Source organism: Moorena sp. SIO3H5 (assembly GCF_010692395.1).
Taxonomy (GTDB): Bacteria; Cyanobacteriota; Cyanobacteriia; order Cyanobacteriales; family Coleofasciculaceae; genus Moorena.
Map to the genome: position 1 here is coordinate 1 of NZ_JAAHHS010000082.1, position 23,207 is coordinate 23,207.

Below are 23,207 nucleotides of genomic sequence, written 5' to 3' on the forward strand. Positions count from 1 at the left end.
GCTACATAGCGCCACGGAGGCTGATCAGGACTACACATTTCCAGGGCACAGTTGATCAAGTTATCCTGAATCTCTCTGGTACTAACACCATCACGCAAGCGGGTAGTGAGTCCTGCTTCTAGAGTGATCGGATTGACATCCTTGCCAGCACAAGCCCAATCAACAACAGAACGAATTTTGGAAATATCAAGGGGAGCGAAAGAACCATCCCGTCTGATCACCTGAATATGAGCTTGATTTTGGCTTACGCTTGTTGCCGATAGGGTTTGTTGCATTTTCACTCGTTGGGCAGAATATTAGATATAATGCACCCCGGCTTTTTCAAACCAAGGTACAACACTACTGATAGGGTTAACTATTCAATTACCAAGCTCTACTATACTAAATCTGGATTCACTTGGCTTTTAGTTCCTTGCAGGGTTTGTTGCATTTTCAGTAGTTGGGCAGAATTTAGATATAATACACTATTGCTTGCTAACCAAAAGGTACAACACTATCAATAGGGTTAATTATTGAATTTCCAAGCTCTACTATACTAAATCTAGAGTAAGTATGGCCGTGAAATTTATCAACTTTTTTAATTACTGATCACCTAACTCCCCACACCTCCCACACCTGCTGCTTCCCGCTGTGTGTCCCTATTATCCTCATCTCTGAGCTTGTCTAATTGTTCTGTTAACGTTACAATATTGGGATTTGCCATCAGCTTTAGCCATTGACCGTTCCCATGATGATCACTGCCCAAAACATTACTGCTATTGATGAAAAGCTCTCCCAACGCTTTATTGAACTCGATCCAGAGGGCTACTTTATTATTTACATAGACCGAGATGCAAGTCTGATCTGTGCCGAACACTACAGTAACAAAATTAATGATAAAGGGTTAGCAGTTGATCCAGAAACCGGAGAACCATTTCCGTGCGATGTTAAATTAAAGCGTACTCCCACCGCTATTTTCAAAGGTAGGACAGCCAAGGAACTAGGCATGAAAATTACCGAAGAAACTAAACCCTGTCCTTTAAGTCGCTTCGATCACGCCCTTTACCTAGGACGAGAATTTGTCAGAGCCGAGATAGCGATGATCAATGGCGAAGAGTACATTCAAGATTAGTCAATAGCTTGCGAGCTAAGTCCGGTTTGTCTGTAATTATACCATGTACCCGATTATCATTTAGAAACTCTCCAATCATTTTTTGATCATTTACAGTCCAAACAAAAACCGGTTTGCCCTGTCTAGCAGCAATTTTCAATAAACCAAATTTTAACGTTTCCCACTGTAATGCTAGTATATCCGGTGTAAGTCGGATCAGTTTTTGAAACACCCAAATCCCGAAAAGCTTGAGTAATATAATCAGAACATTATTATTGTTTTGGCTTAATAGCAATCCTGTTTTAACCTCAGGATAATGATATTTTATCGATCTTAATGATGAAATATTAAATGATAAAATAACAAACTCATCTATCTTGATATATCCCATTACTAAGGCCATGACTTTTTCTTCATAGCCTTCTTCTTTGAGCTCAATCGCTAGTTTAATCTTGTTGCGAGTCAGTCTTAAAACTTCCTCAACCCTAGGAACTGTAAACCCTTGCTGACCAGCAATGGAATTAATTTCAGCAAAGCTTAACTGACTGATAGCTTGATTAGCTATCATTGGATCATGATGGGAAATCAATACCCCATCTTTTGTGATTCTTACATCAAATTCTATAAAGTCAGCCCCAATTTCAATAGCTTTTTGATAGGCTTCAATAGTATTCTCTTTGGCACAATTAGAAGCGCCACGATGGGCAATTATCCTATTACTCAGCATATGTAGCAAAGGGAACAGGGAATAGGGAGCAGGGGAAGAGAGGGAGGTGTGGGGAGATGGGGAGATGGGGAGATGGGAATATATGGGATGTATGGGAGTGTGGTGATATTCCCGATTCCCGACTCCCGACTCCCGACTCCCGATTCCCGACTTCTGACTTCTGACTTCTGAATTCCCGACTCCCTAAAAGCTCAAATATAGCTCACCTATTTGAGAAGCGCTATATTAACGAGGTGCTGGCAAGTCATGAACATTGCGGATGGTCACGGACCGAGCTAGCTTATAGGCGGCATAGGAATCCACCAAACCGGCTCCAGTTGCTCCATCGTGTCCTTCTCCTGCTGCTTGACCATGGAAGCTCTTGCCCAGCTTAACATCTCGCGCTGATGCCCGCAGAATCTGCTTAATCAGGGATGGAGACAGACCAGGTTGCGCCTGTTTAAGCAAGGCACAAACACCCGCTACTTGGGGAGAAGCAGCACTAGTACCGCTGATCACGGCCCACCCATCATCAGTAGCCGTTTCGTCCTGATTCGGATACTGACCGCCGCCCAAGCCTTGGTCAATTTCGTCCCCTGGTTCAACGGGCAACATGATATAAGCAGCGCTGGGTTGCATTCCCACCAGTCCACACACATCAGGGACGTGGCGTCCTGGATAAATCTGGCTATCAAAGCTACTGGCGTAGTTGGAAGCTTCTAAGCGAAAGTCATTGCCCTCAACAGTATCGTGGGCATAGACTCCACCCACAGAAATCACTTCCGGCATCTGACCAGGAAATCCGTAGTGTCCGTTACCAGCAGAGAAACAGACAGTAATACCACGCTCTTTGACTGCTTCAATAACTGCTGCTTCTAGGGGCTTGAGGTAATTCGGTAGAGGCCCTTCTGGAATACTGAAGCCCCAGCTGTTGTTCATCACTGCTGGATGTAAATCCGATGCCATCTTAAACGCCAGGGTGGGGTTACTCCCCATTTTGACACCAATAAAGTCAATATCCGGTGCATTGGAAAAAATATTTGCTGCTTCAGCGGTGCCATGACCATTCTCATCCCGCTCTACGTTTTGAGCATCTGGTGCCAAAGTTGCCTGGTAGTTATAGCCATGCCACTCGTAAAAGGGATGCTTGTAGAATCCAGTGTCTACCATTGCTACTAAAACGCCCTTACCGGTTACCCCGACTTTGTGGACAGGGGTCGAGCGACATACCATAGCTACATCGGAGGGAACATTGAGGTGATGATAACGAACCCGTGGAGGCAGTGGCGACTCAAATAAAATTGGTGGACGTTGGGGATAAGCGCGCTCTATCAACCCAGATAGCTCTTCGGGAATGCTAAAGGGAGCACCAGCAACATGGCGCAAGAAGGTCAATTCTCCCAGTTCAGGATGAGCCTCGTTAATGAGTTGGCTGTCCCGTTCAACTTGGGTCCTAAAGACCCGTTCCCACAGTTCCCGTGGTCCATCAGCACTAATGGAAAAAGTTCCGATTTGCTTGACTCGAAAACCAAGGGATTGTAAAACATTTGCAGCTTGAATGCCCCGTCCAGGGGGTGGAGCGAATTGCTGAAGATTCTCCGGTTGGAGGTAGGTGTCAGTGGCGAACATAGACTGGCCACTTTCTGATGCGATAATGGCTTCAAAAGAAACTAGCTCAACTTCCGTCTGTAGTTGTTGTATCATAAGCTTTTTAGTTAAATCCTAGTTAGACAGTGGTTGATCACTATCCCTGTCGTTGTTAATCAACAAACCAAGTTGCTTTACGTCTTTGGTTCACTTCTTTAGTTTGGTATCTGTGATTACATATTGACATCACCCTCGTGGGTACTTGTGTTTTTTTCAGTTTTAGTTTACGATCACCCAGGAAATTTTCGACTATTAAACAGTAAAGGCACTATTGGCCGTTGGCCACGCTACGGGATGAAGTGTTGTGGCCAAAGGCCTCCGCTTCCGCCAAAGGCGATGCTCGGTACGAGCCGCTACGCGATCAGAAAAATTCTGGGGGCTCTACAAACATCACCCCAGTTACCAAGGTTTGTAGTTGTTCAGGAATTTGTAGATTGTCAACCACAGCTCTGGCATAAGTAACGTTACTGCCATCTATTTCCTGGATCAGGGTTTTCTGCTGTGGTTGGAAGGAAACATTGAAGGTTGATTCCCATAGGGATTGCGGAGCTTGTACACTTATAGTCGGTCCAATGTGCAGGATCCGAAACCCAAGCTGTTGTAGAGCTAAAGCAGTTTGTCTAGAGTGGTTCGGGGATGACTCAATTTCTGCTGAGATCGTGTTTTCCGGCATAGCACGCCTCCGATGGAAAGTCTGGCGTCAGGGATTTTTACCTAGGGGTCACCCATTGGGGGAAGTAATTCGGCTAAGTAAGTAGTTCGGCTAAGTAAGTAGTTCGGCCAAGTAATTAATGGCTGAAACCCTAGGTTTTATGTCCTTTGGCTTCGCCCTGCCATAGGACAACCTAGAGTTTCCCTTAATTAAGGGGAATTTGTCAAGCTATAGCAGCGTAAAAATCCACGGGCTATGCTCTGTAGATTAGTTCCGGGTCAGGCAATCAAGTGGGCTGTGAATTGAAAGGTGAGGGTATTTTTTTTGATTCCTATGAATGTATACAAAAATAATACAAAAATTATACGTTTTCTACGTTAGCGCTAACGCGATCGCAACCATCATGTTTTCAGACTAGAAATATCAGTAAATTAACTGAAAGTGCTTTTTAAGTAAATTAACTGAAAGTGCTTTTACTGAAATATCAAGCTATGCTCGAATTAGTCAAACAGTTAGTAAACCAATTAGTTACAGACTACAGTCAATTCATTAATTTATTAAAATAACTAGGGCGTCTATAACATGAACATAACTAAATTTGTAACCAGTGGATTAGTTTTAGGGTCTATCGTTTTGGGAGCAGTAGGACAAGCTCAGGCCGCCAATATCATCAAGTCCTGGAAAGCCGATGAAGCTCATAGCAACCCAGACACAATTTGGTCAGGACACTCTTTCTGGTTACCTGAGTTAGCTAAAGCGGACGAGTTGGGCTCATGGAGATTTTTATTTGATCCTAACGGTACCTTTAATGAATACGATGATGGGACTGCTAATTTGTTGGGCACCATCGTTAACGAATTAGATGATACTAAAAAATGGGAGGTTGATATTTGGTTCGACCGCACAACAGAACCTACTGTAAAACCTAAAAAGGAACTACCTAAGTTTAATTATGTAGAAAATGGGGGTACCATCGATACTAGTGATTGGTACTACTATAACATGGATGAAAGTCGGGCTACCTTAACTGGCATAGATTCCTACGATGGTAAGGAACTGAATCTTTACCAAATGCCTAGAGATGGTAAACACGCCTTCCAGGTTGGGCTTGGAGCTAATGGCAAAAACACTAACTTTGGGATGTCTGGCTGGCTAGGTGCTACGGGTTCTTATAATTTTGATAAGGGTGATATTAATGTTGATCTAACTCTGGATCCTAACCATCCTTCCAATTCTACACCTGTTCCTGAACCCATGACTATGGGCTTGTTCAGCCTAGGCTTACTGGGATTAAGTGTAACGTCATTAAAGCGCAAGTCTAAGGAATTGCTATGACCTAGTAATTTTAAAGCTTACCGGATTTTTTCGTCGGCATAACTGATTCAACCACTTCTGTGTAGGAACTAGACTATTCTCTCGTAGTCTGTTCCTTTTTTATGTTTTGTGGTTAGCATTGAGCTATCAGCGATTAGCGCTACGCGCACGCGTGCGCGTTCAGCTATCAGCTATCAGCTATAGTTTATAGTGACTAATAATAATTAGTAGTAACCTGGGTAGGTTATCATACCAAGTTTCAGTCAAACGTACAAGTTTCCCTATCTCCCTATCTCCCTATCTCCCTATCTCCCTATCTCCCTATCTCCCTATCTCCCTATCTCCCTATCTCCCTATCTCCCTATCTAAGCAATCTACTATCTTTGAATGCAACTCCTTATCAAACTAGTAAGCTCAAACTATTAATCTCAAAAGATTAAATAGTACATTAACTCAGATGTCAGCTGAGGATTAAGCTCAAGGCGTCGTTTAAGGTCAGCTAAATTACGGTATGGGCCACCATCAAAGCGATTTTGCATGATCGCTCTAGCTAAAAACAAGTCCACTGCTGGAATTTTCGTCAACTGTTCTAGAGATGCGGTGTTAGGGTTGACTAGCTCAGGGGTAACTAAACTCTCAGGATCGTAGTAACAAAACCTCAAAATTGGTTGCAAGGGTGTCAGACGTTGTACGGACCAACCTAGGGCAGCTGCCAAATCTTCTAAGCAGCAAAATTGCACACCACTGCTGGTGAGTTCAAAAAGCGTCCGCGCCTGATGGATAGATATCCCTGGCAATCTCAGCCAATCATCCACACCAGCTTGATTCACATCAATGGTGAGCCCCAATTTAGCAGCTACAGCAATTTCTTCTGTAGATTGTAGCCGATAGTAGGGGTCACGCTTTAGCCTCTGCTGAATTGATTGCTGATTCGGGTTTTGTCGAGTCTTGGGTGATAGCCAATCAAAAATTGCCATGAAACTCAAGCAATTAGGTCAAGTAATTGACGACGTTTTTGTTCAAATTCATACTCAGACACTAGTCCCTCCTGACGTAGGCTGTCTAGCTGTCTTAGGGCATCAGCAATTTCCCCTACCTTGGCTGGGTCAATACCAGTCGATGAATTCTCTGAGGAAGATACTGTAGACTCAATACCAAGGTTAAAATTGAGGTCAAACTGATCTTGACTTTGTAGTAAATACCACACCCCCTCTATAGCACTGGCAATTCGAGGAATAGGTGTCCAACACAGGAGTAAGTACATTACTCCCCAAAAGGGTTGTCCGAGATAAAATTTGTGTAATCCACAAAAGGGGATAACTACCCCACTCAATGCCAGTAGGGAAGCGACTTTGCGGCTTTTTGGCTTGCTCAACATACTTGCTTTTACCCGCGTTGAATAGCTTGGTGGAGATCCAAAAACTGTCAATCCTATGTTCCTATAATAATTACTTATCTCGGACTCGGAAGTTATAGGTTACAGATTATAGGTTGAAGGTTAACCGGTTGAAAGTTGGCAGGTTGAAGGTTGAAAGTTGGCAGGTTGAAAGTTGAAAGTTGGCAGGTTGAAAGTTGGCAGGTTGAAGGTTGAACGCGCACGCGTGGCCTTTTGGCCAAGGTTCACAGGTTACAGGTTATAGGTTACAGCTTGCCAGTTGCCGGTTACAGGTTACAGCTTGCCAGTTATACATCTGGCTTTGAGTTGTTAAGGCTTTAACCTTGGCCAATAGGCCACGCGTGCGCGAACAACGGTCTAACCTTCAACGGTCTAACCTTCAACCTTGGCCAATAGGCCACGCGTGCGCGAACAACGGTCTAACCTTCAACCTTGGCCAATAGGCCACGCGTGCGCGAACAACGGTCTAACCTTCAACCTTCAACCTTGGCCAATAGGCCACGCGTGCGCGAACAACGGTCTAACCTTCAACGGTCTAACCTTCAACCTTGGCCAATAGGCCACGCGTGCGCGAACAACGGACTAATACGGAAAACCGAATTTTGTCCAGGTTTAACGCTACATTAAAATGTGACTAGAAGCGGCGATTGATTACAACCAAACCGGTTGACAGGTAAGAGCAATGGGTTTTTTTGATTCGGAAATTGTCCAAAAAGAGGCAAAACAGCTGTTTGAAGATTACCAAGACCTGATTAAATTGGGCAACGACTATGGCAAATTTGACCGTGAAGGCAAAAAGATTTTCATCGATCAGATGGAACAGATGATGGAGCGCTATCGCATTTTTATGAAGCGCTTCGAATTATCTGATGACTTCATGGCTCAGATGACCATAGAGCAGCTCAATACTCAGTTAGGTCAGTTTGGGATCACCCCTCAGCAGATGTTTGAACAGATGAACATGACATTGGAGCGGATGAAGTCAGACGTAGAGAAACAATCGTAGTAGGTTAGCCTTTGGTGGAGGTGGGGATACATCGACATCCCCCAAGACAGCTGATAACTGAGAGTCTTCGGCTGAATACCCATAGTGCGTCAGTAGGGAGCCGCCAATCATGACGGCTGATATCCCTAATTTATCTAGAATTTATTTAGATCGAGGACGCTTAAATTTTGAGGGTCGAGGGAAGTATCTCGCTGGCTCCCTCCGCAAAGCCTGAATCATAAAACTCCGCCAGATCGGTGCGGCATAGCCACCACCTGTTACCCCTCGTCCAAGGGGTCGGTTGTTGTCTCGACCAATCCAAACTGCGGTAGCCATCTGGGGTACATATCCCACAAACCATACATCTCGCTCTGAAGAGGTTGTTCCCGTTTTACCTGCCGCCTGACGCCCGATGTGGGCAGATTTTCCGGTACCTCCGTTAATGACACCGGTTAGGGTATGGTTAAGGGAAGCAACCGCCCATTGATCTAGCACCAGCTTAGGCTTAGGGGTATTATCTAGCAGCACATTGCCTTTACTATCGGTCACTCGGACAATTAATGTAGTGTCAGAGTGCCAGCCATTATTGGCAAAGGTAGCATAGGCTCCTGCCATTTCCAATGGTGTTACCCCAACTGACCCTAGGGGTAACGATAGCACTGGTTGCATGGGACTCTTAATGCCAAGGGTCTTAACCACATCAACGACTTTATCCAGTCCCACTCTCCTGCCAATCTTCACCGCTGGCACATTGCTCGATTGAACAATGGCGGTGCGGATACTCATGGCACCAGAGTAGCCACCACCATAGTTTTTGGGTCTGTAATAGCCTCTACCATCTCGATAGCGAACGGGGGTATCGTAAACCGTGGAACCGGGGGCATATTTACCTGTGGAAAAGGCAGTATAGTAAACAAATGGCTTAAAGGATGACCCTGGCTGACGTCGAGCTTGAGTAGCACGGTTGAATTTACTCTTTTCATAGCTGTAACCCCCAACTATCGCTTTCACAAAATGGGTACGGGGGTCAACAGCGGCTAATGCCACCTGATTATCGTAGAGTCCACGGCGACGCAGGGTGTAATGAGCACGATTAACGGTCTTTTCTGCCATCTTTTGGAAGTTGTAGTCAACCGTGGTCTGAACTCGCATTCCGCCCTTGGTGACCGCCTCCTGACCAAATCGCTCTTTTAACTCCACCACAGCAGCTTCTGTGACGTAAGGCAATTTACTGGCTGTCCAGGAAGTACTTTTGCCAATTAACAGGGGTTGTTCCTTGGCTTCTTTTTCTTGGGCTGCTGTAATCCATCCCAAATCCCGCATCCGCTTTAAGACAACAGCTTGTCGCTCTTTAGCTTTAGAGTAGTTGGTGAAGGGACTGTATTCTTCTGGGGACTGGATTAGCCCTGCCAACATCGCTGACTCCCCTAAGGATAGCTCAGACGCTGGCTTAACAAAGTAGCTGCGGGCAGCTGTTTCAATGCCATAGTTATTGTGACCCCAATAAATCTGATTGAGGTACAATTCCATAATCTCGTCTTTAGAGAAGATTTGCTCAACTCGGATAGCGAGTACAGCTTCAGTAATTTTGCGGCTAAAGGTGCGTTGCCGAGTCAGAAACAGGTTTTTCACTAACTGCATGGTGATCGTAGAACCACCTTCTACTACTGTCCCCTGCCTCCAGTTGGCTAAGAAAGCACGACCGACGCTATTGGGGTTAACCCCGTAGTGCATGAAGAAGCGACTGTCTTCTATAGCTAGTACAGCTCGCTTGAGTTGAGGGTTCATTTGGCCAAATTCGACTACTTCTCGATTCGCTTCCCCATGAAGGCTAACTAGGGGTCTACCCTTGACATCGTAAATGTAAGTTGTTTCTGTCGGTGTGTAGTTCCGGAGCATGCGCACATCTGGCAGGTTACGGAAGCTAGTCGCTAAGCCCACAAGTCCACCAGCTACAATCGAGCTAGTTAACATGGTAACCCCGAGGATAGTCCCCCCAGTTACCTGAGCCACCCCCTGCACAAACTGCAATACTTGTGAAGGCTTTTTTTTCCGATTTTTCCGATCTTGTGGTTGTGGAATAGTGCTAGATGACACGGTAATTTCATTTCCTTACTAAAGAACAGACATGTAAGCTAGGGGCTGTGCAAGGTGTGTTTTTTTTACTTTCTCTAAGTATCTTTCTATAAGACAATTCCAAGGATTGGTGGGCAGAGCAGGATGACTTACAAGTCTTGAGCATCGAATTTCTTAATAATGCCAGGAGCTTATGGATAAGTGTCAAGCCCTATAAGTAAGCTTCAACTTCAGCTTCAACTACTGTAGCGATAAATAATTTTTGAATTAGGGTTAATTCCAGCTATTTGATACCATTTTGTATTCTACGACGGTCATTTCCCGTCTTGATGCAGTCCCTGTGGTAGATGCATTCACCGATTGAACCCTCTAGATGCTAAAGCATGGGGCATTTAATCGCTATGTTACCAGCGACTGCATCAACAAGAGTGGGCAAAAGCCGCATCTCGTAACGGTTGTCAACGGCGTTTTGTATAATAGTTAGCGGCATTTTGACATGGCCCATGGCAAGTGTCAGTCTGGCTGCGCATCCTTAGAATAAATTTAAACCATCTGTACTAAGATAGTGAATTCCCAACCATAGTCCCAACCGATGTCAAATTTTGAAATTCCCCTTTCTAACGAACTAGCTTGGCTACACAGAGGTACCAGTGAAATTTTTCCCCTACAACCGGATTCTCAGGACCCGAGTGAAAATCTAGCTATTCGACTCAAGCAAGCTGAGCGTCCCTTACGGGTCAAGTTAGGTATAGACCCAACCGGTGCCGATCTCCACGTAGGTCATAGTATCCCAGTCAGAAAGCTACGGGCATTCCAAGATGCTGGTCATACCGCTGTCTTAATTATTGGTGACTTTACTGCTAGAATCGGTGACCCTACTGGGAAATCTGAGGTGCGTCGCCAGTTGACACCAGCTCAGGTCAAGGAAAATGCTGAAACTTATCTGTCACAGGTGCGCCCTATTCTAGATTTTGACACCCCAGGACGGCTAGAAATTCGCTATAACTCTGAGTGGCTTAACCAGTTAGATTTGTCTGAGATTATTGACTTGTTAGCCACTATGACTGTAGGGCAAATGCTGGCGAAGGAAGGGTTTGCTGAACGCTATCAACAACAAAATCCTATTTTCCTTCATGAGTTTCTCTACCCATTGATGCAGGGTTATGATTCTGTGGCAGTGAAGGCTGATGTGGAGTTAGGGGGAACTGACCAAAAGTTTAATATTGCCTTGGGACGGGATTTACAACGGCATTTTGGGCAATCTCCCCAGTTCGGCTTACTGTTGCCAATTTTGATTGGGACGGATGGGATACAGAAAATGTCTAAGTCTTTGGGGAATTATGTTGGCTTGTCAGATGATCCCCTGACCATGTACTCAAAGCTGGAGGGGACACCAGATCATCTATTGAAGCAATATTTTGAGCTGTTGACTAATGTGCCATTGACTACTATTCCAGAAAAGCCACGGGAGCAGCAAAAGCAATTGGCTCTGACTATTGTGACCCAATATCACGGTGAAGCAGCAGCCAAAGAAGCTCAGCAGGCAGCACTAAACTTAGTAAAGGGTAGCACTACTGGTACGGGGGATTCTGTCCCAGAATTTTCATTGTCTTCTGTGGAGTTTCCGGCTAAGTTGTTCTATATCCTTAAAGAATCAGGTTTGTGCCAAAGTAGTGGCGAAGGCAGGCGACAGATTAAAGGGGGAGGTGTTAAGTTGGATGGCGATCGCATTTCAGTGGTTGACCAGACCTTTGATTCCCCTGATCAATTGGTGGGAAAGGTTTTGCAGGTGGGGAAAAAGAAGTTTGCCCGTTTAGTTAGTTGAAGGTATCAATGAAGGTTAGGAGGTTAGGAGGTTAGGAGGTTGAACGCGCACGGGTGGCCTTTTGGCCAAGGTTAGGAGGTTGAAGGTTGAAGCTTAGGAGGTTAGGAGGTTGAAGGTTGAAGATCGGATTATTGTTCCTTTGGATGTGCCGAGCAAAGAAGATGCGATCGCATTAGTGGAACAGTTGCCTGAGGTTAGCTTTTGGAAAGTAGGGCTGGAACTGTTTGTGAGCACTGGTCCTGAGATTATTCATGCTCTCAAACATCGGCAAAAGCGGATATTTCTGGATCTTAAATTTCACGATATCCCCAATACGGTCGCTGGAGCAACAAGGGTTGCAGCAGCCTATGGTGTGGACTTAATCACCATTCATGCTGTTGCTGGTCGCAATGCTCTCAAACGAGCAGCTGAAGCGGCAGTTGAGGGAGCTTTGACAGCGGGATGTCCCCCCCCAAAGTTAATTGGTATTACTCTACTCACTAGTCTGAATTCCCGGGATTTGGCCTTTGACCTGAAAATTCCGATCGAGTTGCCGGAATTTGTCTTACAAATGGCACTACTAGCTAAAGAGTCAGGTTTGAATGGGGCAGTGTGCTCCCCCATGGAAGTATCACAGCTACGACAAGTGTGTGGTGACGATTTTCTCCTGGTTTGTCCGGGAGTACGCCCCCAATGGTCCGAACAAGGTGATCAACGACGGGCAATGACCCCACTAGCTGCTCTACAAGCCGGTGCAGATTACCTAGTCATAGGGCGACCCATTACCGCTGCTGACGACCCAGTTGCTGCCTGGAATAGGATTTGTGAGGAATTAGCTGCTACTAGTGTATAGCTTTCAGCTCACGGGATTACTTCTAATTGCTTACTTGGGATTACACATTAATGGGTTGAACCTTAGCAAGTTGAACCTGGAAGGTTTCCCAGAACAGTTTCAACTACACTTGTTTGAGAAGTTGGGAACAGGGAACAGGGAACAGCGATGCAGCGCGGTCTTGGGGGTTTCCCCCATGAGCGACTGCATCAAGACGGGAACAGTGGACAAGAATTCACGAAAAGCGATGCAGCGCGGTCTTGGGGGTTCCCCCCACTGGCTATTGCATCAAGAACAGTATCAGAAAACTACTTTTGAAATAGGTCTACTGTTCAACCTACCCTACTCAAACGCCAAAGGCCAACAACCAAACCACCTCCAACCGACCAACTTTCAACCTGTCAACCTTCAACCTGTCAACCTTCAACCTGTCAACCTTCAACATGTCAACCTTCAACCTGTCAACCTTCAACCTGTCAACCTTAAAGCTGCCAACTTTCAACGTCCCAACCTTAACCCTTCAAAGTTCTTCCGACCTGCCAACCTTGAACCTTCACCCGATCAAACTTGTTCGGTAGAGGTGGAAACGTTAACCTCCCTATTGCTTAAAGATTTACCTAGCTATGCCAATCGAGTGATTCAGAGGGCGCGGCGCTTAGACTCCACTGTGGACAATTTCAGTTATGTAATCGTGGCAGGAAAGCCAGAGTTTGAACCTCTGCCCCTTAAGTCGTTTCAATCGACCACCGTACCTAACCCAACGGATAGCGAAGGACTTCAACAAATCTTTCTAACTACCCTAGAGCGCAAGTATTTCAAGGATAAAGCTGTAGAGCTTGAGAATTATCACTGGCTATTTTTGACCAAAAGCTCTGATGGCTGGCGCTTAGTGATGATTTTTTCCCGTATTGGTTCTGTTTCAGAAGGCAAACTTCCTACACCGCCACGGGAAAGTACTAATGGTGTTATTGGTCAAGCGGTTAAGACTTGGCTGCGGGATTGTCGTGCTGGCACAATTCGAGCTTTTGAACAGAATCCCGTCAATTCCGATCCTTAAGATGGCTAAGCAGTCAGCGGTCAGTGGTCAGCCGTCAGTGGTCAGTGGTCAGCGGTCAGTGGTCAGCCGTGAGCCTAAGGCTCACGCTGCGCGAACAGCTTATTTTATTCAAAAGCACCGATTGCGCATCAGCTGATAGCTGTTCGCGTAGCGTGCGCGTAGCGCTTAAGCTGATAGCTGATAGCTGTTCGCGTAGCGTGCGCGTAGCGCTTAAGCTGATAGCTGATAGCTGTTCGCGTAGCGTGCGCGTAGCGCTTAAGCTGAATGCTTAATTTTATAAAGATTTAAGACTTTAGCGCTGGTTTCTTTTACTCTTCTAAAATCTCTACTAAATCCTGAACCATCACATCAAACGTCCTGGCTAATTTATCCATAGAAGTATAGTCAATTGTTTTTAGACCAGGACAGCGGGCATAGTGTCTTACAGTGCTGTAAATCACTCCGGAACGGTCAGAAACTTCCTTAAGTGTCCAGCCCTTTTCCTGTGCTAGTTCTCGTACTTTTAGTCTGACTAAACCCATACTTGACAATTGATGAAGTTTATAGTTTAATAGTTCAATCGCGTAAACTATGAGAAGCGATCGCCCTTAAACCATAGAATTATCTCAGGGCGATCGCATCAAGAAAGCTGATGTAACGAAACATCAAGGTAATACTACTTATATTAACAATACTTAGTCAAAACTTACTGGTAACCACCGTATCTCAAATCAACTATAAATCCCGAGTGGTAAAAATTGCTTGGTCTAGTCAAAGGTGTACGTTTTGAGGCAGAATTGCAACAATTGCGGCAAATGTATGTGAGCGAGAAAAGTTGGTGGGACGATTTTTGACTAGATACTATATCCTGATTCTATTGAGTCTTTTGTGTTTAACTGCCTGTAATTCTCCTGATAGTGGCCTTTTACAGTCCAATCAAGACAGTACTTTGAAGCTCCTGTACTGGCAAGCACCCACTATCCTCAATCCCCATCTTTCTAATGGTTACAAGGATTCCGAAGCTAGTCGGATTACCCTCGAACCCCTGACGAGTTATGACAAAAATGGGGAGATGGTTCTGTTCTTGGCCGCAGAAGTCCCTACGGTAGAGAATGGTGGAATTGCTGCTGATGGTAAGTCGGTGACTTGGAAACTAAAGCGCAATGTAAAGTGGTCCGATGGCACCCCTTTCACCGCTGCTGATGTGGTGTTCACTTACGAATTCATCACCAATCCAGCCGTAGGTTCCACCACTGGTAATACTTATAAAACTATTAAAAGCGTTGAAGCAATCGACGACTACACAGTCAAAGTCAACTTCAAGGATGTTAATCCAGCTTGGTTTTTAGTCTTTTCCGGTAGTGCTGGCATGATTTTGCCACGCCATTTATATCAAGATTTCAATGGTGCTAATGCACGACAAGCCCCAGCCAACTTGATGGCAGTAGGAACCGGTCCTTATCAGGTCGTAGAATTTAAGCCAGGGGATACGGTAGTTTATCAGCCAAACCCTAATTTCCGAGAAGCCGATAAACCCTATTTCGAGCGAGTAGAACTAAAAGGCGGTGGTGATGCTACCTCTGCTGCTAGAGCAGTCTTACAAACGGGCGATGGGGATTATGCCTACAATCTGCAAGTGGAAGCACCTGTGTTGAAGCGACTGGAAGCAGGGGGTAAAGGTAAAGTCGTGGCTATCTTTGGGGCGTTAGTAGAACGGATTTTAATCAATCAAACCGACCCCAATCAACAAGCCCCCTCTGGAGAACGGTCTAGTCTCAAATTCCCCCATCCGTTCTTCAAAGACAAGCGAGTGCGTCAGGCGTTTAACCTAGTCCTAGACCGGGAAACCATTGCCCAACAGCTTTATGGACCAACGGGCAAAGCCACAGGGAATTTCTTAGTGTTACCAGAGCAATATAACTCTCCTAATACTACCTATGAATTTAACCCTAAAAAAGCGGTAGCCTTGTTGGAGCAAGCAGGCTGGAAAGATACCAATGGTAACGGGATTCGGGATAAAGATGGGGTGGAGATGACCGTGTTGTTTCAGACATCCGTCAATCCTGTGCGCCAGAAGACCCAGGAAATTGTCAAACAGACCCTAGCCTCCATTGGGGTTGGAGTAGAACTCAAGAGTATTGATGCCAGTATTTATTTCTCCGGTGATCCAGCTAACAACGATACTACCCAGCACTTTTATGCTGACATACAAATGTACACCACAGGCAATGATAGCCCCGACCCTGGTGCGTATCTGAAAACCTATACTTGTGATGAAATTCCCCAGAAAGCTAATCAATGGTCTGGGCAAAATGTCTCTCGCTACTGTAATCCGAAATACGATCAGCTTTGGGAGCAGTCTACAAAAGAGTTAGACCCAGAAAAACGTCGGAAAATCTTTATCCAAATGAATGACTTACTCGTTAAAGATGAAGTCGTAGTTTTGCCAATTGTCCATCGGGCTGACCCAGCTGGCTTTAGCAATCAGCTAGAGGGTTATGACTTAACACCATGGGATCGTAATACTTGGAACATTATGGATTGGAAACGGAAATCATAGTTATATAGCGTTTGTATCTGGGTTGTAAAGTTATCGATTGCATAAAAAGGCAAGAGGCAAGAGGCAAAAGGCAACAGGGGCAATAGTTCCAGAGTTTTATAGGAAAATAAAAAAATATCGTCTCAGTTTACATCTCAAATACAAATGCTATATTAAGTCCGGTTGAATAACCATAATTGACGGGAGTGTGGGGAGATAGGGAGATGGGGAGATGGGGAGATTTTTATTAAGCGATGCAGCGCGGTCTTGGGGGTTTCCCCCATGAGCGACTGCATCAAGACAGAGTAATTCTTCTGACATGATATTAGTCATGATTTGTCATTAGTTAATTAACAAGATTCAAGATTCAAGATTGAAGATTCAATTAACTATAGCATTTTCCATACTTATCAGTTACAGAGTATTTTTGCCCAATTCCCAATTCCCGATTCCCAATTCCCGATTCCCAATTCTAAATTATAAATTCTAAATTCCCGGTTCCCTGTTCCCTAAAAAATTGAAAACCGCTATCATCAATTTCAATGACGCGATACTTAATTAATCGTCTTTTAGTTTCCATTCCCACCTTAATTGCTATCAGTATCGTAGTATTTGGTATCTTGGCTTTAGCACCTGGAGACCCGATGGGGGAATTTGCCACTAATCCTTCGATTACCCCAGAAGTGCGGGAGAATATTCGTCGAGCCCTTGGTTTAGACCAACCCATCCCGATTCGGTATATTAAATGGGCGTGGTCATTTCTCCAAGGGGATATGGGATACTCCTTCACTAGCCGTAGTCCTGTTAGTGCCCTAATGCTCCAGCGTTTACCTACTACCTTATGGGTTGTGGGTTCTGCTTATATTTTTGCTGTATTGCTGGCATTTCCTTTAGGGATAATTTCGGCACTTAAACGTTACTCTATCTTTGATAACATTGTAACCACTCTGGCATTTCTAGGATTTTCTTTACCAACCTTTTTCACTGGTTTGCTGTTCATTATTCTGTTTAGTGTCCAGCTAAATTGGTTACCGTTTATCTACGACAGTACCCTCAAAGTAACAGATTGGAATAGTTTTGTTATCCAAGTAAAGCAGTCTATCATGCCCATCGTAGTATTGGGATTATTTCAAGCAGCAGTATTGATGCGTTTTATTCGTTCATCCATACTCGAACAGCTAAATCAAGACTACGTTCGTACTGCTTACGCTAAAGGATTACATCAATTTGTAGTGGTCAATCGCCATATCTTACGGAATGCTATGATTCCTGTTGTTACCTTAGTCGCCCTAGATATTCCTACTGTATTTACTGGTGCTTTAATCACTGAACAAGTGTTTCGGGTTCCTGGAATTGGTGCCTTGCTGATTGATTCTATCTATCGAAACGATACACCAGTAGTGATGGCCATTACCTTTATCTACGCTATTTTAATTGTGGTCTTCAATCTAGTCGCTGATATCCTTTATGGCATTCTAGATCCGAGAGTTCAAATAATATAGTAGGGAGTAGGGAGTAGGGAGTAGGGAGTAGGGAGTAGGGAAGAAAAATTATCGCAATTATCTGTCTTGATGCAGTCGCTCATGGGGGAAACCCCCAAGACCGCGCTGCATCGCTATGCCATGAGGTACAAAGGGATCCCCCTAAATCCCCCTTGATAAGGGGGACTTTGAGGTTGATAACGGTACCTCATAAATCCTAGAAACGCTATATCACAATTCATGATATCGTTTATCATAGCTATGAGGTACACATTATTTTTTACCTCTTGCCTCTTGCCTCTTGCCTCTTTCCTCTTGCCTCTTCCCTGCTCCCTGCTCCCTGCTCCCTGCTCCCTAAAATGTACCTCACCTAATTAAAAGCCTATAAACTATACAATAAATGAATTTTCTGTGGAAGTTTTTTGGTGGAGATGGATGGCGTCGGTTTCGCCAAGACCGAATGGCTGTAATCGGGTCTATTGTACTTCTAATCATGGTGATTACCATTGTTTTAGGGCCATTCATTAATACAACACCTATTGACAAAATTGACTTTAGTCTATCCAGTGCGCCACCAAGTTGGGCACATCCTTTTGGTACTAATGATTTAGGTCAGGATCAACTGGCTCGGGTATTGTGGGGGGGACGCATCTCTTTAACCGTAGGGATTGCGGCTATGGTAGTGGCGATTTTTTTGGGGACGTTAATTGGAGCGTTATCTGGTTTCTATGGAGGAGTAATTGATACCTTCCTAATGCGTCTGACGGATTTATTTTTAGCATTACCTCAGCTACCGTTGTTACTGTTAGTGATTTATTTATTCCGAGATGTCATGCGGCAGCTGGCTGGGCCAGAGTTAGGTATTTTTATATTGATAGTGCTAGTAATTGGTTGCTTGAATTGGATGTCCGTGGCGCGATTAGTACGAGCTAGTTTCTTGACAGTGCGGGAGATGGATTTTGTAACCGCAGCTCGATCCATTGGTGCTAAACCTAGTCGATTGATTTGGGCTCATATCCTTCCTAATGTGCTTAGTCCGGTAATTGTTGCGGCTACCTTGGCCGTGGGAAATGCGATTATTACTGAGTCTACCTTGAGTTTTTTAGGCTTAGGGTTTCCCCCTGATGTTCCGACCTGGGGACGGATGCTATTTGATGCCCAAAATTATATTGAAATCGCGCCTCATATGGCAATTTTTCCGGGATTAGCGATTTTTTTAACAGTGCTTAGTATTAATTATATTGGGGATGGATTGAGGGATGCTTTGGATCCGCAAACGAGGAGAAAGTAGGGAATCGGGAATCGGGAATCGGGAATCGGGAATCGGGAATAGCCGACTACAACAGTTTTTAGGCGTTGATCAATTAAAGTATGAAGCGCGATCATTTGGTTTTGCTAAAGCCCCCTAAATCCCCCAATTTTGGGGGACTTGTCTTGATGCAGTCGCTCATGGGGGAAACCCCCAAGACCGCGCTGCATCGCTTGAAACTCTTGTTCCCCCCAAAATTGGGGGGCTAGGGGGGCGAAATGATACCCAAAATCAGCAACGCCGAGTAGGGAGTAGGGAATAGCTGACTACAACAGCTTTTATAACAACAAATATAATTAATCCACCCTACCAAATCGCCCAAAGGGAAAGAGACGGAATAAGACTCGACCATAAATTTCCTCCCTATCCACCTCGCCCATCAACAACTTATCCTGATCATCTGGATTTTCACCCAAAACTAAGTAGCAACAAGAGGGGATTTCTCTCTCTACTTCGTCCTCATCTTGGATAGGAATTCCTTGAATGTAGTCAGTTTGCAGCAGTTGACCATTGAGATAAACCTCTCCTTGCTTAATCGCAAACCTTTCCCCAGGTAACGCCACAATCCGCATCATGTACTTCTTACCATTAAAGCCTTGCTCAGCCAAATCCTTGGTAACCCAAAAGTGAATCACATCTCCGTGGTGGAATTTGCGCCAATTACGGGTCACCATATCCGTGAGAACCACATCACCGCTCTGGACTACTGGTAGTACTGTTGATTCTATCCCACTGTTAACATAGATGCTTTGATTGAGAACTAGAAAAACAAACATAGAAAACCCGAACAGAATCAAGCCCAGCCCAGGGTTTTTAGAACCTTCAATCAGGGGGGCTCGAACAGGTTCATTGCCCACAAAATACTGACGTAGGGAATCATGAATAAAACGATAACGCCCTCCCACTTGCTGAATCAACCGCCGTTCTGCAGCATACCTGAGGAACCTGGCATAGTTCCAAGGAATTGCTCCCCTTTGCCATAAAATCAGCCTCAGAGCCAAGTGCCGTATCCAGTCTTGACCGCCAGCTAGTGCCGAAAGCAAGCCTACAACTAAACCCATTCTTAAAGAGCTAGTCAAATCAACGTTAGCTCCTGTAACGATGGAGATAAGGGTAAAAAATAATGCTCCAGCTGGAAAAGCAAACAAAAGAATAATAAACGTTTGTTTAAAAGATGCTTTTATACTTTGATTAGGTATTTCCTTAGCTTTAATCTCTGTTTTTAGCCCACCAATTAAACCACCAGTCATCCCTATATTCAGCCCATAAATCAGCCCTAAATTCAGTCCAAACCTCAGCCCACCAATCACCCCAAAACTCAGCCTACCAATCACCCCAAAACTCAGCCCACCAATCACCCCAAAACTCAGCCCGAAAACCAGTCCACCAATCAGCACGAAAATCAGTCCGGAAACCAGTCCACCAATCAGCCCACCAATCAGCCTAGGCCAAGTTATAGCAAAATATTCAGCTTTTATTTCGTGGTATTCAAACTTCTCAAATAGCCCAAAAAATAGTCCAAAAAATACTCCAAGACTCAGACAATTAACCAGCCCAAAATTTAGCCCAAGACTCAGACCAATCATCAGCCCATAAATCAGACCATTAATCAGCCCTAAAACCAGCCCTACAATCAATCGAAAAGCAATTCTTTCTCCACCTTTTTTTAACCAAAAATACTGCATATTTTCAATGAAAAATTCAGTTAAAAATTCAGTGCTTGAATCGTCTACTAATTGCCGAGCTAGATAAGTCAACCAATGTCTAGTCTCCTTATCCCCATAAGGAACTCCCTTGGGATATTTTTGCTCATCAATGGGTAACGTTAAGCGCTCCTCCACATAGGCTGACCACAGTTGTGCTTCATTGGTAATCGGCTGCCCCTGGTATGCCGTCACCATCACGTTTAAAAACAGGGGTTTATCTGCCAGTTCTCTCATCTGGGCATCACTCGATAGCACTTGCCAAAACTCCGGTTTACCCAGGCCCTGGAGATACTCTTGAATTTGGACTTCATTAGGGGACTGCAAGCGATAAGCCCCATGAAGTTTACGTAGTTTGGACTCTCCCTGCTGATATTCTTCCAGGCGACAGCAAACCACCCCACGGCGTTGGATGTTTTGCTTGAGAAACTGATTAATTTTGGTGACGCACAGCCGTTGGCGGGGTATGCCTAACTCGTCTAAACCATCGAGAAGGGGCAGTAGTTGATGGTTTTCCAGCCATTGTTGGCTGATTTTTTTGTCAATGCTGTAATTGTCTTTGAGTTGAGCCACTAACCATTGATCAAGGGCTTGCTGATCATCTTTCCAGGCAGAAAGCTCGAAGATGATCGGGATCGGTGCAGCATGATTCTGTTGTGCTTGCCTAACTAAATCTTCGGCTAGTCTTAGTAAAGTGGTAGTTTTTCCAGACCCCGGTTCCCCTAAAATTAGTAACCGACCTTGCACATCTGGCCGTTCAAACACTTCCATTGCTGAGGTTTTTGGCGGTAAGGGAATTACTTTCTGTCGCTCGGGACGTCCTACCTCCCCCTTGCTATCCTCCATGGGTAATTCCAGATACAGATTAATCTCTAACTGGTCTTGATGCAGAGAATCTAGGAGTCGAGCTGTTACCTCCCGCTTGACTGCTTCTAGTAACTGTTTGCGAATGCGACTAGCAGCATCCTGATCACGGTCGAGCGAGCCCATTAGCTTGCGTTGTAATTCTCTCCAAAGGGGAGCTGGCACATTTCTTGGCTGCTCCGAATTATAAATGTAATTAGTCTCGGAATACGAACCGTGGTCACTAATATGAGTTTCACGGTAATCATTTCCTGTCTTAATTTCACGCTCTGGCCGCTTTCGTTCTTCAGTCACAACTGTCAATCAAGCTAGGGTAATACAGGTCTAGTCTGGTGTTAAGACTGCTTAGTTTGCTGCCAGTGTTTCAGGGCATTGATCAAAAAACTAACAGCCGGATTGTTCAGGAGTTGCTCAAAAGCACTGATAAAACCAGCTTTCAATGCACTGAGTAATCTACTACTGAAAGCAGGGTTAGTGTCAATCTTCTCAACTGCTGCTGCTGCTACCTTCTTCTTGTCACTGGTAGTATCGGTAGGGTAAGTTTTGTCTAAGGTCTCTGGTAATTCTTGAATCTCAGCTGCAGCTTCCCCGAGGTTTTGTTTTTGCTCTGGGTTATTGTAGTAATTGTTCTCGGTGTAAGTACCTTGGTCGTTGTTGTAGGTTTCTCGGTAATCTCTACCAGCTTCAATATTGCGATCGCCACTCATACCTAATTTCTCCTTAGCCCCTCACTCTAAAGCCAATGCTCTATCCCTTTTCAGCCATGAGCACCCTCAATGCACTAAAAATGGGAGCATTGGCTGTATTGTAGCTATATTTTTGATATATTGACTGAATTTAAACTCTGTGAAAAAGTAATGCCGTCTTTCTTACGCTTGTCACGACTTAATACCCAATTCCTCTTTCAGTTCTTCCAAACGTTGAGGAGTAGCTTCTTCTGACTCTGCCCATTCCAACCCCCTAAACAGGCGTTTGGCATTTTCTGGCGATCGCAACAAATAAATAGTTTCTAATATGCTGGACAATTCATCTTCAGCAATTAATGCGACATTTTTCTGGTTATCACCCTTGATTACGATAATGTGGCGTTGCTCGTAAACTTGATCGAGGATGCTAGCTAGGTTAGCTTTTGCTTGAGAATAGGTAATTTCCCGACTTAACATCGTTTCACTGAGGCTGATTTGTAGATTATTATTTTACATACCTCACATGGAAACTGCACAGTAATCTGATCTGTGGAATGGGCATATTGGTGGAACAGGCATCTTGCCTGTTTGATGTTCCGGCATCTTGGTGGAACAGGAATCTTGGTGGAACAGGCATCTTGCCTGTTTCATGTTCCAGCATCTTGGTAGAACAGGCATCTTGCCTGTTTGATGTTCCGGCATCTTGGTGGAACAGGCATCTTGCCTGTTTCATGTTCCAGCATCTTGGTAGAACAGGCATCTTGCCTGTTTCATCTTCGAGCGGGCAGGATGCCCACTCTACTGCTATTGGTTTCATTCCCGAGCGGGCAAGATGCCCACTCTACTGCTATTGGTTTCATTCCCGAGCGGGCAAGATGCCCACTCTACTAAATTGGTTATTCCCGATTCCCGATTCCCTTGATTACCCAAATACCTCCTGAATTCGTAACTGCTCCAACCCTTGCCCAATCAACACCAAGCGAGTCTGACGCTTTTCATCAGCTTGCCAAGAACGGTCAAAGAAACTCTCAATGCGATCGCCTACACCCTGGATCACACTCCGCATGGGTTTATTAGCAACATTCGA

At 44.8% G+C, this 23,207-nt stretch carries 27 protein-coding genes; 13 read left to right on the plus strand and 14 right to left on the minus strand.

The genetic code is table 11. From position 1 onward, the window contains the following. Positions 1 to 275: ATP cone domain-containing protein (locus F6K52_RS11955; protein WP_293077684.1), on the minus strand; the 275-nt coding region annotated here is incomplete at its 3' end. Between the two features lie 452 nt (positions 276 to 727). On the opposite strand from F6K52_RS11955, the gene F6K52_RS11960 reads away from it, so the two are divergent. Beyond that, entirely contained in the window at positions 728 to 1,111 is a 384-nt protein-coding gene (locus F6K52_RS11960; protein ID WP_293077686.1) for a DUF4346 domain-containing protein, read from the plus strand. Here the strand turns inward: F6K52_RS11960 and F6K52_RS11965 are convergent. The 3 genes from F6K52_RS11965 to F6K52_RS11975 all read right to left on the minus strand — a co-directional run bounded on the left by F6K52_RS11965 (position 1,083) and on the right by F6K52_RS11975 (position 4,116). After that, positions 1,083 to 1,817, minus strand: coding sequence for a glycerophosphodiester phosphodiesterase (locus F6K52_RS11965; RefSeq protein WP_293077688.1), 735 nt, complete (start codon positions 1,815 to 1,817; stop codon positions 1,083 to 1,085). The genes F6K52_RS11960 and F6K52_RS11965 overlap by 29 nt on opposite strands. 225 nt (positions 1,818 to 2,042) lie before the next feature. Continuing rightward, entirely contained in the window at positions 2,043 to 3,500 is a 1,458-nt protein-coding gene (locus tag F6K52_RS11970; RefSeq protein ID WP_293077690.1) for a S8 family serine peptidase, read from the minus strand. 304 nt (positions 3,501 to 3,804) lie between these two features. Then, positions 3,805 to 4,116, minus strand: a complete 312-nt coding sequence (locus tag F6K52_RS11975; protein WP_293077692.1) for a hypothetical protein — start codon at positions 4,114 to 4,116, stop codon at positions 3,805 to 3,807. A 561-nt stretch (positions 4,117 to 4,677) separates the two neighbouring features. Between F6K52_RS11975 and F6K52_RS11980 the strand changes: the two genes are divergently transcribed. After that, entirely contained in the window at positions 4,678 to 5,430 is a 753-nt protein-coding gene (locus tag F6K52_RS11980) for a PEP-CTERM sorting domain-containing protein (RefSeq protein WP_293077695.1), read from the plus strand. A 407-nt stretch (positions 5,431 to 5,837) separates the two neighbouring features. Here the strand turns inward: F6K52_RS11980 and F6K52_RS11985 are convergent, their stop codons facing one another. Together F6K52_RS11985 and F6K52_RS11990 are read right to left on the minus strand one after the other, a co-directional pair. Further along, the gene (locus F6K52_RS11985; protein ID WP_293077697.1) at positions 5,838 to 6,386 is read right to left on the minus strand and encodes a ComEA family DNA-binding protein; all 549 of its coding nucleotides are present in this window, start codon (positions 6,384 to 6,386) and stop codon (positions 5,838 to 5,840) included. 5 nt (positions 6,387 to 6,391) lie between these two features. Beyond that, positions 6,392 to 6,838, minus strand: coding sequence for an NINE protein (locus F6K52_RS11990; protein WP_364417261.1), 447 nt, complete (start codon positions 6,836 to 6,838; stop codon positions 6,392 to 6,394). Between the two features lie 649 nt (positions 6,839 to 7,487). Here F6K52_RS11990 and F6K52_RS11995 point away from each other — a divergent pair. Continuing rightward, positions 7,488 to 7,811 (plus strand): DUF1825 family protein, encoded by a 324-nt coding sequence (locus tag F6K52_RS11995; protein ID WP_293077699.1) that lies wholly within the window; start codon positions 7,488 to 7,490, stop codon positions 7,809 to 7,811. Here the strand turns inward: F6K52_RS11995 and F6K52_RS12000 are convergent. Together F6K52_RS12000 and F6K52_RS12005 are read right to left on the minus strand one after the other, a co-directional pair. Beyond that, the gene (locus F6K52_RS12000) at positions 7,788 to 7,922 is read right to left on the minus strand and encodes a hypothetical protein (RefSeq protein ID WP_293077701.1); all 135 of its coding nucleotides are present in this window, start codon (positions 7,920 to 7,922) and stop codon (positions 7,788 to 7,790) included. The genes F6K52_RS11995 and F6K52_RS12000 overlap by 24 nt on opposite strands. A 30-nt stretch (positions 7,923 to 7,952) precedes the next feature. Further along, positions 7,953 to 9,887, minus strand: a complete 1,935-nt coding sequence (locus F6K52_RS12005) for a penicillin-binding protein 1A (protein ID WP_293077703.1) — start codon at positions 9,885 to 9,887, stop codon at positions 7,953 to 7,955. Positions 9,888 to 10,458: 571 nt separating this feature from the next. Here F6K52_RS12005 and tyrS point away from each other — a divergent pair. From tyrS to F6K52_RS12030, 5 genes are all read left to right on the plus strand, one after another. Beyond that, positions 10,459 to 11,691 carry a tyrosine--tRNA ligase gene (gene tyrS / locus F6K52_RS12010; RefSeq protein WP_293077705.1) on the plus strand — a complete coding sequence of 411 codons (1,233 nt, stop codon included), beginning with the start codon at positions 10,459 to 10,461 and terminating at the stop codon, positions 11,689 to 11,691. 109 nt (positions 11,692 to 11,800) lie between these two features. Further along, positions 11,801 to 12,523, plus strand: coding sequence for an orotidine-5'-phosphate decarboxylase (pyrF, locus tag F6K52_RS12015; RefSeq protein WP_293077707.1), 723 nt, complete (start codon positions 11,801 to 11,803; stop codon positions 12,521 to 12,523). A 147-nt stretch (positions 12,524 to 12,670) separates the two neighbouring features. After that, positions 12,671 to 12,820, plus strand: a complete 150-nt coding sequence (locus F6K52_RS12020) for a hypothetical protein (protein ID WP_293077709.1) — start codon at positions 12,671 to 12,673, stop codon at positions 12,818 to 12,820. Continuing rightward, on the plus strand, positions 12,750 to 13,559 hold the full coding sequence (locus F6K52_RS12025; protein ID WP_293077711.1) for a hypothetical protein: 810 nt from the start codon (positions 12,750 to 12,752) through the stop codon (positions 13,557 to 13,559). Before F6K52_RS12020 ends, F6K52_RS12025 begins: the two co-directional genes overlap by 71 nt. Position 13,560: 1 nt before the next feature. Then, entirely contained in the window at positions 13,561 to 13,695 is a 135-nt protein-coding gene (locus tag F6K52_RS12030) for a hypothetical protein (RefSeq protein ID WP_293077714.1), read from the plus strand. A gap of 172 nt (positions 13,696 to 13,867) precedes the next feature. On the opposite strand, the gene F6K52_RS12035 is transcribed toward F6K52_RS12030, so the two are convergent. Next, positions 13,868 to 14,080, minus strand: coding sequence for a helix-turn-helix transcriptional regulator (locus F6K52_RS12035; protein WP_008185208.1), 213 nt, complete (start codon positions 14,078 to 14,080; stop codon positions 13,868 to 13,870). Positions 14,081 to 14,487: 407 nt separating this feature from the next. Here F6K52_RS12035 and F6K52_RS12040 point away from each other — a divergent pair, with 407 nt between their 5' ends. After that, positions 14,488 to 16,098 (plus strand): peptide ABC transporter substrate-binding protein, encoded by a 1,611-nt coding sequence (locus tag F6K52_RS12040; RefSeq protein WP_293077716.1) that lies wholly within the window; start codon positions 14,488 to 14,490, stop codon positions 16,096 to 16,098. A gap of 147 nt (positions 16,099 to 16,245) precedes the next feature. Here the strand turns inward: F6K52_RS12040 and F6K52_RS12045 are convergent, their stop codons facing one another. After that, positions 16,246 to 16,410, minus strand: coding sequence for a hypothetical protein (locus F6K52_RS12045; RefSeq protein WP_293077718.1), 165 nt, complete (start codon positions 16,408 to 16,410; stop codon positions 16,246 to 16,248). 209 nt (positions 16,411 to 16,619) lie between these two features. Here F6K52_RS12045 and F6K52_RS12050 point away from each other — a divergent pair, with 209 nt between their 5' ends. The 3 genes from F6K52_RS12050 (at position 16,620) to F6K52_RS12060 (ending at position 18,967) form a co-directional block, all read left to right on the plus strand. Beyond that, positions 16,620 to 17,579 carry an ABC transporter permease gene (locus tag F6K52_RS12050; protein ID WP_293077720.1) on the plus strand — a complete coding sequence of 320 codons (960 nt, stop codon included), beginning with the start codon at positions 16,620 to 16,622 and terminating at the stop codon, positions 17,577 to 17,579. A 379-nt stretch (positions 17,580 to 17,958) separates the two neighbouring features. Beyond that, positions 17,959 to 18,849, plus strand: a complete 891-nt coding sequence (locus F6K52_RS12055; protein ID WP_293077722.1) for an ABC transporter permease — start codon at positions 17,959 to 17,961, stop codon at positions 18,847 to 18,849. Further along, the gene (locus tag F6K52_RS12060) at positions 18,818 to 18,967 is read left to right on the plus strand and encodes a hypothetical protein (RefSeq protein WP_293077724.1); all 150 of its coding nucleotides are present in this window, start codon (positions 18,818 to 18,820) and stop codon (positions 18,965 to 18,967) included. The genes F6K52_RS12055 and F6K52_RS12060 overlap by 32 nt, the downstream gene beginning before the upstream one ends. A gap of 196 nt (positions 18,968 to 19,163) precedes the next feature. Here the strand turns inward: F6K52_RS12060 and lepB are convergent, their stop codons facing one another. The 3 genes from lepB to F6K52_RS12075 all read right to left on the minus strand — a co-directional run bounded on the left by lepB (position 19,164) and on the right by F6K52_RS12075 (position 22,597). Continuing rightward, positions 19,164 to 21,728, minus strand: a complete 2,565-nt coding sequence (gene lepB, locus F6K52_RS12065; RefSeq protein WP_293077726.1) for a signal peptidase I — start codon at positions 21,726 to 21,728, stop codon at positions 19,164 to 19,166. A gap of 41 nt (positions 21,729 to 21,769) precedes the next feature. Next, complete coding sequence (locus F6K52_RS12070; RefSeq protein WP_293077728.1) at positions 21,770 to 22,141, minus strand: hypothetical protein; 372 nt, start codon at positions 22,139 to 22,141, stop codon at positions 21,770 to 21,772. Between the two features lie 171 nt (positions 22,142 to 22,312). Then, positions 22,313 to 22,597 (minus strand): type II toxin-antitoxin system Phd/YefM family antitoxin, encoded by a 285-nt coding sequence (locus F6K52_RS12075; RefSeq protein ID WP_293077730.1) that lies wholly within the window; start codon positions 22,595 to 22,597, stop codon positions 22,313 to 22,315. Positions 22,598 to 22,674: 77 nt separating this feature from the next. Between F6K52_RS12075 and F6K52_RS12080 the strand changes: the two genes are divergently transcribed. Next, positions 22,675 to 23,061 carry a hypothetical protein gene (locus F6K52_RS12080; protein ID WP_293077733.1) on the plus strand — a complete coding sequence of 129 codons (387 nt, stop codon included), beginning with the start codon at positions 22,675 to 22,677 and terminating at the stop codon, positions 23,059 to 23,061. On the opposite strand, the gene F6K52_RS12085 is transcribed toward F6K52_RS12080, so the two are convergent. Then, positions 23,043 to 23,207, minus strand: a 165-nt coding sequence (locus tag F6K52_RS12085) for a GTP-binding protein (protein WP_293077737.1), incomplete at its 5' end; no start/stop codon positions are given. The two genes, F6K52_RS12080 and F6K52_RS12085, sit on opposite strands and share 19 nt — an antisense overlap.